13 protein-coding genes are annotated in these 12,803 nt (G+C 36.4%); 11 read left to right on the top strand and 2 right to left on the bottom strand.

Going from position 1 to position 12,803, the window contains the following annotated elements:
* The first annotated feature begins 114 nt into the window (after nt 1-114).
* The 11 genes from Q0162_RS12195 (at nt 115) to Q0162_RS12245 (ending at nt 11,339) form a co-directional block, all read left to right on the top strand.
* Nucleotides 115-2,070, top strand: coding sequence for an OmpA family protein (locus Q0162_RS12195; protein WP_297892164.1), 1,956 nt, complete (start codon nt 115-117; stop codon nt 2,068-2,070).
* Nucleotides 2,071-2,203: 133 nt separating this feature from the next.
* Nucleotides 2,204-3,013 carry a twin-arginine translocase subunit TatC gene (gene tatC, locus Q0162_RS12200; protein WP_297892167.1) on the top strand — a complete coding sequence of 270 codons (810 nt, stop codon included), beginning with the start codon at nt 2,204-2,206 and terminating at the stop codon, nt 3,011-3,013.
* 9 nt (nt 3,014-3,022) lie between these two features.
* Nucleotides 3,023-3,676 carry a hypothetical protein gene (locus Q0162_RS12205; RefSeq protein WP_297892169.1) on the top strand — a complete coding sequence of 218 codons (654 nt, stop codon included), beginning with the start codon at nt 3,023-3,025 and terminating at the stop codon, nt 3,674-3,676.
* 4 nt (nt 3,677-3,680) lie between these two features.
* Nucleotides 3,681-4,424 carry an LPS export ABC transporter ATP-binding protein gene (gene lptB / locus Q0162_RS12210; RefSeq protein WP_297892171.1) on the top strand — a complete coding sequence of 248 codons (744 nt, stop codon included), beginning with the start codon at nt 3,681-3,683 and terminating at the stop codon, nt 4,422-4,424.
* Nucleotides 4,425-4,444: 20 nt separating this feature from the next.
* Entirely contained in the window at nt 4,445-5,167 is a 723-nt protein-coding gene (locus Q0162_RS12215; RefSeq protein ID WP_297892174.1) for a DUF4262 domain-containing protein, read from the top strand.
* A gap of 6 nt (nt 5,168-5,173) precedes the next feature.
* Nucleotides 5,174-5,713, top strand: coding sequence for a hypothetical protein (locus Q0162_RS12220; protein WP_297892177.1), 540 nt, complete (start codon nt 5,174-5,176; stop codon nt 5,711-5,713).
* Nucleotides 5,714-5,742: 29 nt separating this feature from the next.
* Complete coding sequence (pepT, locus tag Q0162_RS12225) at nt 5,743-6,966, top strand: peptidase T (protein WP_297892179.1); 1,224 nt, start codon at nt 5,743-5,745, stop codon at nt 6,964-6,966.
* 72 nt (nt 6,967-7,038) lie between these two features.
* Complete coding sequence (locus Q0162_RS12230; RefSeq protein WP_002681679.1) at nt 7,039-8,232, top strand: pyridoxal phosphate-dependent aminotransferase; 1,194 nt, start codon at nt 7,039-7,041, stop codon at nt 8,230-8,232.
* A 136-nt stretch (nt 8,233-8,368) separates the two neighbouring features.
* Nucleotides 8,369-9,349, top strand: coding sequence for a 6-phosphofructokinase (gene pfkA, locus Q0162_RS12235; protein WP_002681653.1), 981 nt, complete (start codon nt 8,369-8,371; stop codon nt 9,347-9,349).
* A 52-nt stretch (nt 9,350-9,401) separates the two neighbouring features.
* Nucleotides 9,402-10,400 carry a type I glyceraldehyde-3-phosphate dehydrogenase gene (gap, locus tag Q0162_RS12240; protein WP_002681668.1) on the top strand — a complete coding sequence of 333 codons (999 nt, stop codon included), beginning with the start codon at nt 9,402-9,404 and terminating at the stop codon, nt 10,398-10,400.
* Nucleotides 10,401-10,484: 84 nt separating this feature from the next.
* Complete coding sequence (locus tag Q0162_RS12245) at nt 10,485-11,339, top strand: hypothetical protein (RefSeq protein ID WP_002681680.1); 855 nt, start codon at nt 10,485-10,487, stop codon at nt 11,337-11,339.
* A gap of 55 nt (nt 11,340-11,394) precedes the next feature.
* On the opposite strand, the gene Q0162_RS12250 is transcribed toward Q0162_RS12245, so the two are convergent.
* Together Q0162_RS12250 and Q0162_RS12255 are read right to left on the bottom strand one after the other, a co-directional pair.
* Nucleotides 11,395-12,009, bottom strand: coding sequence for a deoxynucleoside kinase (locus Q0162_RS12250; protein WP_297892184.1), 615 nt, complete (start codon nt 12,007-12,009; stop codon nt 11,395-11,397).
* 8 nt (nt 12,010-12,017) lie between these two features.
* Nucleotides 12,018-12,503 carry an Lrp/AsnC family transcriptional regulator gene (locus Q0162_RS12255; RefSeq protein WP_297892187.1) on the bottom strand — a complete coding sequence of 162 codons (486 nt, stop codon included), beginning with the start codon at nt 12,501-12,503 and terminating at the stop codon, nt 12,018-12,020.
* Nucleotides 12,504-12,803 lie beyond the last annotated feature (300 nt).

Raw genomic sequence — 12,803 nt, forward strand, 5'->3', positions numbered from 1 at the left:
CGTTACGAATTGCTAAAAACCTATAAAAAAATCGTATCTCCTCGATTCTTTTAGTGTGACCTAATCACTTTTTTAAGTTTTAAACCCTATTTTTTAATTATTTAAGTATAAAAAATGAGATTATTAAGTTTTATTTTCGCATTGTTATGTGGTGCACAAGTGCTATTAGCACAACCTGAAAAGGAATTAGAAAAAGCAAATCAAATGTATAAAAACTTTGCTTATGTAGATGCTATTAAAATATACGAAAGTATTGCCAAGAAAGGATTTGTAAACCAAGAAATGCTTGAAAGTTTAGGAAATTCCTATTACTACAATGCCGAATACAAAAAAGCCCTCCCTTGGTATAAACAACTCTTTGAAAACCCAAAATACAGCATTAAACCTGAGTATTATTACCGTTATGCACAAGTTTTAAAATCAGTCGGTAAGTATGATGATGCCGATAAAATCATGGCAAAATTTGTAGAACTTACAGGTGATAAAGATACTCGTGCTATTCTTTTTGAAGAAAATAAAAATTACCAAGAAGTAATTCAAGCTAATTCAGGAAGATTTAAATTGAACCCTATAGCCCTAAATACAGAATACTCTGAATATGGCCCCGCTTTCTATGGCGATAAACTTGTATTTGCTGCTGCTACTAGCGGAAAAATCTCTAAAGGAGGAGTTTCTCAATGGACAGGCGAAGGATTCTATGACCTTTATATAGCCGATCGTGATAAACAAAAATTATCTAATAAAAAATCCTTATCAGCTACAATTAATACAAAATTCAACGAATCAACTGCCGTTTTTACTAAAGATGGAAAAACAATTTATTTTACACGTAATAACTATGTGAATGAAAAGTTAGGAACTGATAAAAATAATACCATCCTTTTAAAAATTCTTCGCGCTACTAAAAATGAAGATGGTGAGTGGGATAATGTAATAGAGATGCCTTTCAATAGCGATCAATATAGCGTCGCTCACCCTGCCCTTAGCCCTGATGAAAAGTATTTGTACTTCGCCTCAAATATGGGAGGATCTTTAGGAAGTTCTGATATCTTCCGTGTTCAAATACTAGATGGTAATAAATATGGAAAACCTGAAAATTTAGGAAATGTTATTAATTCTGCAGGTCGTGAATCTTTCCCTTTTATCTCTAAAAATAATGTAATGTACTATTCTTCTGATGGCTTCCCTGGCTTAGGTGGTTTAGATATCTTCGCAGTGAAATTAGATGAAGAAGGTAATCCTATTACTAAACCTATAAATATAGGGCGCCCTGGTAATAGTGCCGATGACGACTTTTGCTTTATTATAGATACCGACTCTAAAATAGGGTTCTTGACTTCTAATCGCCCTGGAGGAAAAGGAAAAGATGACATCTATAGCTTCTTAGAAGAAAAACCTTTACCATTTGATTGCAAAAAAACTCTTAAAGGTGTCCTTAAAGATGCCAAAACTAAGGAAATAATCCCAGAAGGTCTTATAGTTCTCTCCGATAGAACAATGAAAGAAGTTTCTAAACAAAACTCTGAAAAAGACGGAAGTTTCGCATTTAACCAAATTGATTGTAAAGAATTATATTACTACCTACGTGGTGAAAAAGAAAAATATGAAACTGCTGAGATTAAAGTAAATAACAATAAAGAAGATGAAATATTCTGCGAAATATACCTTAAACCAAGAGAAGTTGTTATCTCTAAAAATACTGACTTAGCCCAAGTCTTTGATATCAAAGAAATCTACTTTGATTTAGATAAATCAAATATACGCCCTGATGCCGAAATAGAACTAGCTAAGATAGTAGAAGTAATGAAACTATATCCTAAGATGAAAATCGATATCCGTTCACATACCGATAGCCGCGCTTCAGATGCTTACAACTTAGCCTTGTCCAATAGACGCGCAAAATCAACCCTTGAATGGATAGTAAAACAAGGTATTGAACGCAAACGCTTAACAGCTAAAGGCTATGGCGAAACTCGTTTGGTAAATGGTTGCTCTAATGGCGTCCCTTGTACCGAAGAAGAACATCAAGCTAACCGCCGTAGCGAGTTCATAGTAGTGAGTATGGAATAACAATGTTTGAATAAGTAAAAAAACTGTTTGGGAAACCAAGCAGTTTTTTTATGACCAATAATTGCTAATTATGAATTATTTTTTATCTTTGCGCCATTAAATTTGTTATATAAAAGAAATTAATACACTCACAATGGGAGCATCACAAGATGAAATGTCCTTTTTAGACCATTTGGAAGCCTTGCGCTGGCATCTAATACGCTCTACTATAGCCGTTTTAATAGTGGGAGTTGTAGCTTTTATCTGTAAGGATTTTATCTTTCAAATAATCTTTGCTCCTAAAAATGGCGATTTTTTCACTTATAGAATGTTCTGTAAAATAGGACACTTTTTGGGTTTTGAGAGTGATTTTTGTACTGAACAACTTCCCTTTACCATCCAAAGCCGTACAATGGCAGGACAGTTCTCAGCTCATATCTGGACGTCTATCTGGGCAGGAGTGATTATCGCATTTCCTTATGTGCTTTATGAAGTCTGGAAATTCATCAGTCCAGCACTGTATGAAAATGAACGTAAGTTGGCTAGAGGTTTTATCCTCATTGCTTCTTTGCTGTTTTTTATAGGTGTATTGTTTGGCTATTACCTTATAACACCACTTTCAGTGAACTTTTTAGGATCTTACTCGGTAAGTCCTGAGGTGAAAAACCAAATAGATATAGATTCGTATATTTCAGTAGTACGATCATCTGTCATTTCGTGTGGCATTGTTTTTGAACTGCCTATTATCATCTATTTTCTTACCAAATTAGGAGTTGTAACCCCTGATTTTATGCGCAAGTATAGGCGTCACGCTTTGATAGTAGTACTCATAATAGCTGCTATCATCACCCCACCCGATGTAGCTAGCCAAATAATCGTCTCAATACCGATTATGCTCCTATACGAAATAAGTATTTTTATTTCAGCTTATGTTTTAAAAAAAGAACAAAACAAGGTAATTTAATATTTTTTAATGGATTGTAATACCTACTTACAGCACTTACCCAACGTGAAAACGTTGAAACAGCTTTGCAAAGGCAGAGCCGTGTTAGACTGGATTATTTGTGGTCACGAGTTTGAAGTTTATCACACCTACTACAAAGCCAATGAAGAAGAATACGATGGCTATGAAGCCCAGTGGGGGCACGGCTTTGAAGATGAAGATGGCACTTCGTTGTCGTTCTATTTTATTGATAAAGCCTGCTTGATAGTTCCCTCTTCTAGTGCCGAAGACAGCAAAGGAGGCGATAACCGCGATTTCGAAAAACGCATCCCCAAAGTATTTTTGCCCTACTATCGCAAAAATTTCTCTCAAAGTGATATCCCTTTCGTGATATACTCTTTGGATGGTGAAACGTGGCAATGCGTAGAAAACTTTCCTGTGGAAGAACATATTGATAAATTTGAACAAATCACTACCAACCCGAGCAAATATAAAGAATGGGCTATAGATTATATCAGTGATGAAGGCTTCTTACAAGAAGTGATGAACGAACAAACTATTACAGATCTTTATGAAGGGAAAGTGCTCACCGAGGAAATGGTATATAGCATCGTAACCGAAGTGCACGACTGGGTAGATTTAGAAACAGAACTCAACGAAATGCCTTATCGCTTTTCGTTTTAACTATATGAAATTAGTAGTAAACAACATCATCAAAATATACAAAGGAAGAAAGGTCGTTAAAGGCGTCTCTTTAGAAGTAAACCAAGGAGAAATCGTCGGACTCCTAGGGCCTAATGGCGCAGGAAAAACTACTTCCTTTTATATGATAGTGGGACTCATCAAACCCAACGGCGGTACTATCTTCTTAGATAATACCGATATTACCAATTACCCTATGTATAAACGTGCCCAAAGCGGTATTGGCTATTTGGCACAAGAGGCTTCGGTATTTAGAAAGTTGAGCATTGAGGACAATATCAAAAGTGTGTTGCAGCTCACCAAACTCTCTAAGGCGGAACAACAACGCAAAACCGATGAGTTGATTGATGAATTTAGCTTGGGGCATATCCGCAAAAACCGTGGCGACCTGCTCTCAGGGGGAGAACGCCGCCGTACCGAAATTGCCCGTGCTTTGGCTACTAGTCCAAATTTTATATTGCTCGACGAACCTTTTGCTGGGGTAGACCCTATTGCAGTAGAAGATATCCAACGCATTGTAGCACAACTCAAAAATAAAAATATAGGTATTCTTATCACCGACCATAATGTGCAAGAAACTCTTGCCATTACCGATCGTACTTACTTGATGTTTGAAGGAGGAATCCTCAAATCAGGTGTGCCTGAAGATTTAGCTGCCGATGAGATGGTAAGAAAAGTATACCTTGGAAGAAACTTCGAGTTGAGACGCAAGAAAATATTAGAAGATTAGTAAATCAATAAATTAACACGTTGGCAAATCAACACATAGACAAATTGGTAGATGATATTCAAAAGTATGGCTTTGGGGTGATAATGGTACCTCAAACTGATTATTTGCCATCTTTTGCTTATACAGTAGGTTTGTGGAAAAACTACAAACGCCCTGAACTTATTACTTTAGGAATGCCCATAGATATACTCCATACCCTACTCAATACGGTAGCGTTTGAAGGCGTAAAAAAAGGAAAATCTATAGAAATAGGTAAGAATTATCGCGGCGTATTAGAAAAACACCCTGTACAATTCTTAACAGTAGACAAGCGTAATATACCTGATTATTTTGGACAAGCAATCAACTATTACCAAACAGCCGACTTCCCTGCATTACAATTGATATGGCCTGACGACAAAGGTGTATTTCCTTATGAAACAGGTTTTAGAGAAGATTTGATCTACTTGCAACCGCTCTTAGATAGAAATGCCGATTTTAAATTTAGAGAAGACAAACTCCGTCCCGTATTTACAACTTCGGCTTGGTTAGAAAGTCAAGATCCAATTGTAGATGTAATACACGATAAAGAAGGCTATTGGTTTTTCCTTCCCTTAGGAGAACTCGATTGGAAGATGGTGCCTTTGGAAGAACTAGTAAAAGCTGACCCTACTCTCAATGATGTTTTTGACCTTGATTATGGGGAGTGTGCCAATAGGGAGTTTATAGGAGGAAAATGGCAAAGAGATGTTTATGAAGGGTAAAAATAAATGTATAAAGAACTTTTAAACATATCAGCTGCTAACTTAACAACAGCCCGCAATATCACCCAAATAGGAAGTTTTGAAATTCCCCCTTCTTATTTGCAGTTTGTTCAAGAAATAGGCTTTGGTAGATTGTTAGGTTTATTTCTTACCTATATCCCATTGGGTGAAAATTCCTCTTATTGCGATGCTTTGGAATCCAGAAATGCATATTGGAAAAGTATCTTTCAGATGTATCTAAAGGAATATCCAGATATGTTATTTATCGAACAAGAAGCAGATAATAAAGAGCGCTTAGCTAATGCCGAACCTTTTTTGTTTAGTGAAAATGGAGAGGTTGTGTTTTGGGATAGTAGAAATCGGGATGATAAGGGAGAATGCCCTATTTATTTGGTAGATTTTTCTACAGGAATATATTTGGCAGGAAATACCTTCAAAGAGTTTATCCTCAACCTCACTAATGAAACAAAAGTAAAAACTATTTTGAAATTTGCAGAACACCCTTTATTAAAAACTTTCGAACCTTTATCCTTAGAAACTTATTAATATCTAAAATAACTAAAAACTATAATATAATGAAAAATTTAGTAGACCGCTTTATTAAGTACATAAAAATAGACTCTCAATCTAATCCTGAGAGTGAAACAACCCCTAGTACCGAAAAACAATGGAATATGGCAAACTTATTGGTAGAAGAATTGAAAGCCATTGGTTTGCAAGATGTAACAGTAGATGAAAACGCCTATGTAATGGCTACTTTGCCATCAAATGTAGATTATCCAGTACCTACCATTGGCTTTATCTCTCACTTCGATACCTCTCCTGACTTCTCTGGTGAAAACGTAAATCCACAATTTGTAGAAAATTACGATGGAGGTGATATCGTCCTCAACAAAGAACAAAATATCGTATTATCACCTTCTTATTTTGAGGATTTGTTGCTCTACAAAGGCAATACCATTATCACAACTGATGGAACTACCCTTTTGGGAGCTGACGATAAGGCAGGTATTGCCGAAATCGTAACCGCTATGGAATACCTCGTGCAACACCCCGAAATCAAACACGGAAAAATACGTGTAGGCTTTACCCCTGATGAGGAAATAGGTCGTGGAGCTCATAAATTCGATGTGAAAAAATTCGCTGCTGATTGGGCTTATACAATGGACGGCGGACAAATTGGCGAACTTGAATATGAGAGCTTTAACGCAGCAGGAGCCAAAATTCATTTCAAAGGAAAAAGCGTACACCCAGGTACTGCTAAAAACAAAATGGTGAACTCAATGCTCGTCGCTACTCAATTTATCAATGCGCTACCAGCCGATGAAATTCCTGCTCGCACCGAAGGTCGCGAAGGATTCTATCACATTACCGATATCTCTGGAGATGTAGAAAATACAGTAGTACAGCTTATCATCCGCGACCACGACCGCGACCTTTTCAACAAACGCAAAGCTGTAGTACAGCAAATTGTAGACGATTTGAACAAACAAATCCCTAATGTGGCAGTAGCCGAAATAAAAGACCAATATTACAATATGGGTGAAAAAATCAAACCCGTAATGCATATTGTAGAAGTAGCTGAACGTGCAATGAAAGAATTAGGTATTACCCCTATAACTAAACCTATCCGCGGTGGTACCGATGGTTCTCAACTTAGCTTTATGGGCTTGCCTTGTCCTAATATCTTTGCAGGTGGACATAACTTCCACGGCAAATACGAATTTGTTCCCGTTGAAAACCTCGAAAAAGCTACCGAAGTGATTATTCGCATAGCTGAATTAGTGGCAAAAAAATAATATAATTAGCCGATTTGTCTATTAATTGATAAATTGGCTAATTTGTTAATTAACTAATTGATAAATCAACTTATGCCTACAATATCACATAGAGCACAAATATTGCCTCAATCGCCGATTAGGAAATTGACTCCTTATGCTGAAAAAGCGGCTAAGGAAGGGAAAACTATTTACCACCTTAATATCGGTCAGCCCGATATTAAAACCCCTGAAATAGCTATTCAGGCAGTAAAAGATTTTACCCCTAAGGTATTGGAATATACCAAAAGTGAGGGTATCAACTCTCTCAGAGAAAAAGTGGTGGAGTACTACAAAAAACACGATATTAAGGTTAATAGTAATGATATCATCATCACCAATGGTGGATCTGAAGCGCTTACCTATGTAATTGCTACTGTTGCCAATGCCGATGATGAGATTATCATTCCCGAACCTTACTACGCGAATTACATTAGCTTTTCAGAAGCCTTTGATGCTATATGTGTACCTATTACATCTTCTTTTGATAATAATTTTGCTTTGCCTCCTATAGAAGAATTTGAGAAAAAGATAACCCCTAAAACTAAAGCCTTTCTCATCTGTAACCCAGGAAATCCTACAGGATATTTATATTCTAAAGAGGAAATTTTGCAATTGGCAGCAATAGCCAAAAAACACGATATTTTCCTTATTTTTGATGAGGTATATCGCGAGTTCGTGTACGATGGAGCTACCCATTATTCTATTATGCAAGTTGAAGGTATTGAACAAAATGCTATAATGATAGACTCTGTATCTAAGCGTTTCAGTATGTGCGGAGCGCGTATCGGGTGGGTAGTGTCTAAGAATAAAGAGGTGATGAAATCTATCTTGAAGTTCGCACAAGCTCGCTTGTCTCCCCCCACCTATTCTCAAATAGGTGCAGAACGTGCTTTTGATGTACCCGAAACCTATTTTGAAGAGGTGTTAAAGGAATATACTCAGCGTAGGAACGTGCTCATCGAGGAACTCCAAAAAGTACAAGGTGTTCGTGTATCAATGCCCAAAGGGGCTTTCTATTGCATTGCCGAATTGCCCGTAGAGAATGCAGAAGACTTCTGTATATGGCTTTTAGATAATTTCTCAGTGAATAACGAAACTGTAATGTTAGCCCCAGCCGAAGGTTTTTATGCTACCGAAGGGTTAGGGCGCAATCAAGTGCGTATAGCTTATGTGCTTGAAAAAGAGAAAATAGTAAAAGCCATTCACATATTAGCTGATGCACTAAAAAAATATAATAACTCCTAATCCCTAATTTCTATTTCCTATTTCCTAACTTCTAAAAAGATAAATAGTTATATTTTTTAGTGTTAAAAAAAAACATAAAATTATTGCCATATCAAAAATATTTTGTACTTTTGAGGCGAAAAATTAAAAACAGACAATGTCAGTAAAGAAAATAGCAGTATTAACATCAGGAGGAGATGCTCCTGGTATGAACGCCGCCATTCGTTCAGTGGTACGTACTTGTGCATACCACAATATTGAAGTGGTAGGTGTATATCGCGGCTATCAGGGAATGATAGAAGGCGATTTCGAACCAATGAACGCTCGTAGCGTTCGCGATATTATCAACAGAGGGGGTACTATCTTGAAATCTGCCCGCTCTAAAGACTTTAGAACTCCTGAAGGGCGCAAAGTAGCCTACGAAAAACTAAAAGCTGCAGGAGTAGATTCTTTGGTAGTAATAGGAGGCGATGGTTCTTTCACTGGAGCGCTCTTGTTCAACAAAGAATTTGGTTTCCCTGTAATGGGAATCCCAGGTACTATCGATAATGATATTTATGGTACCGACTTTACTTTAGGCTATGATACTGCCCTCAACACTGTAATCGAAGCTATCGATAAGATTAGAGATACCGCAAGCTCTCACAACCGCTTGTTTTTCATAGAAGTAATGGGTCGTGATGCAGGGCATATCGCTCTCAACTCTGGAGTAGGAGCAGGAGCTGAAGAAATCTTGATTCCTGAAGAAAATATAGGGCTCAAAAAACTACTCGAATCTTTGGAAAAAAGCCGTAGCACAGGTAAAACTTCTAGCTTAGTGGTAGTAGCCGAAGGTGATAAAATTGGTAAAAATGTATTTGAACTTAAAGAATACGTAGAACAACATCACCCCGATTACGATGTACGTGTATCTGTATTAGGTCACATGCAACGTGGAGGTGCTCCTTCTTGTTTCGACCGCGTTTTAGCAAGCCGTATGGGCGTTAAAGCCGTAGAATCACTCCTTGAAGGTAAATCTAACTATATGGTGGGTATCCGTAACAATAAAATGGAACTCACTCCGCTTGAAAAAGCTATCAAAGGTAGTTCTAAAATCGATATGGAACTCCTCCGTGTAGCCGAAATAATGGCAACTTAGTAACGTAAAAAATTTGAAATTAAATAACGAATAAATTAAATTTAACAGAATTATGTCAGTAAAAATTGGAATTAACGGTTTCGGACGTATTGGACGTTTAGTATTCCGTGCTGCTTATGAAAGAGCCGACGTAGAAATCGTTGGTATTAACGACCTTTTAGATGTAGATTACATCGCTTACCTTTTGAAATACGACTCAGTTCACGGAACTTTTAAAGGTGACGTGAAAGTAGAAAATGGTCACTTAGTAGTAGATGGTAAAGTAGTACGTATCACTGCTGAAAAAGACCCTAACAACCTTAAATGGAATGAAGTACACGCCGATGTAGTTGCTGAATGTACTGGTATCTTCACCACTTTAGAAAAAGCTCAAGCTCACATCAATGCTGGTGCTAAAAAAGTAGTAATTTCTGCTCCATCAGCTGATGCTCCTATGTTTGTAATGGGTGTAAACCACAAATCAGTAAAACCTACTGATACTATCGTGTCTAACGCTTCTTGTACAACCAACTGCTTGGCGCCTATCGCTAAAGTATTGAACGATAACTTCGGTATCGAAGAAGCCTTAATGACTACAGTTCACGCTACAACCGCTACTCAATTAACAGTAGATGGTCCTTCTAAAAAAGATTGGAGAGGTGGACGTTCTGCTCTTTGCAACATCATTCCTTCAAGCACTGGTGCTGCTAAAGCTGTAGGTAAAGTAATCCCTGAACTCAATGGTAAACTTACCGGTATGGCTTTCCGCGTTCCTACTGCCGACGTTTCAGTGGTTGATTTGACTTTCCGTACTAAAAAATCAACTACACTTGAAGAAATCAACGCTGCTATGAAAAAAGCATCTGAAGGTGAATTGAAAGGTATCCTTGGATACACTGAAGACCTTGTAGTTTCTCAAGACTTCGTAGGTTGCAAAAATACCTCTATTTTCGATGCTAAAGCTGGTATCGGATTGAGTGCTAACTTCTTCAAAGTAGTTTCTTGGTACGATAACGAAACTGGTTATTCAAACAAATTAGTAGATTTAGCACAACACGTTGCTAAATTGTAATTCTTAAAAAAGGTGAGTTGCCCAACTTAGGGGTAAACTCACCTTTTTTTAATAAAATAATAATAATTTAAAAACCGAAACGATATGATTTTAATTGTAGACAGTGGTGCTACTAAGGCAGATTGGACTGCCTTAAATAGCAAAGGTGAAAAAATATTTTTTACGCAAACTTTAGGGTTGAACCCCGAAGTACTTACAGAAGAAATTCTCGTAGAGCGTATTACCACCAATTATCAATTGTTTGAAAATAGAAATTCAGTATCCGAAATTTATTTCTATGGTGCTGGTTGTGGTACTGAGCGCATCCGTTACTTTGTAGAACGTAGCTTAGCAACTATCTTCAAAAATGCTAAAATAGAAGTAAAAGAAGATACTTATGCTGCTGTATTCGCTACTACAGCCCCTACTGATAAAGCTATTGTATGTATCTTAGGTACAGGAGCTAACTGCTCTTATTGGAATGGTAAAGAATTATACCAAGCAGTAGATTCATTAGGCTATATTTTGATGGACGAATCAAGTGGAAACTTCTATGGCAAACGTTTGATTATCGACTATTACTTCAAGAAAATGCCATCAGATCTTGTACAAAAATTTGAAAACCAATATGAATTAGGTTCAGATGTGATTAAAAACCACTTGTACAAAATGCCTAACCCTAATAGTTATTTGGCTACTTTTGCAAAATTTGTGGTTGAAAACAAAAATCACGAATATTGCCGCGATATGGTGAGAAAAGGTATGCAACTATTTGTAGACCACTGGATTTCTCAATATGAAGATCGCTACGAAGTGCCTATCAACTTTGTAGGTAGTATCGCTTTCTTCCTCCAAGATATTTTGGAAGAAGTATTGGCTGAGAACAATCTTAAGTTAGGAACTGTACTTAGAAAACCTATTGATGGCTTAGTTGCTTTCCATGTTAATAAATTCTTTTAGTACAATATAAAAAGATAAAAAAGACACTCTTTTCCAATGAGTGTCTTTTTTGCTTTTAGAACAATCCGTAGAGAACTCCATCTATTTTATTGATAATATAACCTAAGTCTTCAGGATTGTTTACAAAATCAATGTCGTCTACCTCTATAATCAGTAATTTGCCCTTAGTGTAGCCTTTTACCCACTGTTCATATCGCTGGTTAAGACGATTGAGATAATCTATAGAGATAGAATTCTCATATTCCCTACCTCTTTTTTGTATTTGACTTACTAAGTTAGGTACTGAACTCCTTAGGTAAATAAGTAAATCAGGCGGAAGAACAAGGCGTTCCATCAGTGCAAATAGTGATTTGTAGTTATCAAAATCACGTGAAGTCATCAAACCCATTTCATGTAAATTAGGCGCAAAAATATGCGCATCTTCATAGATGGTACGATCTTGAATAATGTCATTGCCCTTTTCTCTGAAGTCAAGAATTTGACGAAATCTACTATTGAGAAAGTAGATTTGAAGATTGAAACTCCAGCGCTCCATTTGATGATAAAAATCATCTAAATAGGGATTGTCTACCACATCTTCAAAATGTGCTTCCCATTGATAGTGTTTAGCTAATAGGGAGGTAAGGGTCGTTTTGCCTGCACCTATATTTCCTGCGATAGCTATGTGCATTTTCTAGATTATTTTTTTTCAATTTCTTCGTTTATACTTTTAATCAGAGAGGTATTTTTGATTTGTTGAATTACAAAAGAACTTTGAATGTTAGAAATAATTTCCATTTTAGAGAGTTTTTGTACCACAAATTTCTGATAATCTTCCATGTCGTTAAGTATAACTTTTAGAAGAAAATCATAGCCCCCTGCCATATAAGAAGCTTCAAGTACTTCATCAAGTCCGCTTATGTATTTTTCAAATTCTTCAAATAATTCACCGCTGTGTCTCAAAAGCTTTACTTGGCAGTAAGCTACTAACCTTTTTCCAAGAGCTTTAGGGTCGGCAACTGCAACGTATTTTTGAATAACACCTGTGTTTTCCATCCGTTTAATGCGCTCGTGAACAGGTGTAATAGATAATCCTACTTTTTCAGCTAAACTCTTAACAGATTGCTTGCTGTCTTTTTGCAGTTCATCTAAAATTTTTAAATCTATGCGGTCTAATTGGTACATAATATATGAATTTGATGCGGTAAAATTAAAAATATTTTTTGATATAAATACAAAAAATAAACAAAATATTTTACTTCCATTTCCGTAAAACACTCAAAAACAGCTGAAAAGTACAAAATAAAAGTTGATACGTTTTTTTCTGTTTTTTACTCGAGAATCAGTACTTTTTTCTAAACAAAAAACATTTTACAGAATAAGACAACCTGAGGCTTTAGCTTAAAGTATCCCTTTTATAAATCTAAATGGAAAAATTTTCTAATATTTCTATTTAATTTTGTGCATTTCGTTTAAATATCGTAA

Origin of the sequence: uncultured Capnocytophaga sp. (assembly GCF_937936315.1) — a bacterium.
Taxonomy (GTDB): Bacteria; Bacteroidota; Bacteroidia; order Flavobacteriales; family Flavobacteriaceae; genus Capnocytophaga.

Excerpts from the sequence above, each read along its gene's own strand:
- Q0162_RS12195 (WP_297892164.1), top strand. The coding sequence starts at position 115 with ATGAGATTATTAAGTTTTATTTTCGCATTGTTATGTGGTGCACAAGTG.
- tatC (WP_297892167.1), top strand. The coding sequence starts at position 2,204 with ATGGGAGCATCACAAGATGAAATGTCCTTTTTAGACCATTTGGAAGCC.
- Q0162_RS12205 (WP_297892169.1), top strand. The coding sequence starts at position 3,023 with ATGGATTGTAATACCTACTTACAGCACTTACCCAACGTGAAAACGTTG.
- lptB (WP_297892171.1), top strand. The coding sequence starts at position 3,681 with ATGAAATTAGTAGTAAACAACATCATCAAAATATACAAAGGAAGAAAG.
- Q0162_RS12220 (WP_297892177.1), top strand. The coding sequence starts at position 5,174 with ATGTATAAAGAACTTTTAAACATATCAGCTGCTAACTTAACAACAGCC.
- pepT (WP_297892179.1), top strand. The coding sequence starts at position 5,743 with ATGAAAAATTTAGTAGACCGCTTTATTAAGTACATAAAAATAGACTCT.
- Q0162_RS12230 (WP_002681679.1), top strand. The coding sequence starts at position 7,039 with ATGCCTACAATATCACATAGAGCACAAATATTGCCTCAATCGCCGATT.
- pfkA (WP_002681653.1), top strand. The coding sequence starts at position 8,369 with ATGTCAGTAAAGAAAATAGCAGTATTAACATCAGGAGGAGATGCTCCT.
- gap (WP_002681668.1), top strand. The coding sequence starts at position 9,402 with ATGTCAGTAAAAATTGGAATTAACGGTTTCGGACGTATTGGACGTTTA.
- Q0162_RS12245 (WP_002681680.1), top strand. The coding sequence starts at position 10,485 with ATGATTTTAATTGTAGACAGTGGTGCTACTAAGGCAGATTGGACTGCC.
- Q0162_RS12250 (WP_297892184.1), bottom strand. The coding sequence starts at position 12,009 with ATGCACATAGCTATCGCAGGAAATATAGGTGCAGGCAAAACGACCCTT.
- Q0162_RS12255 (WP_297892187.1), bottom strand. The coding sequence starts at position 12,503 with ATGTACCAATTAGACCGCATAGATTTAAAAATTTTAGATGAACTGCAA.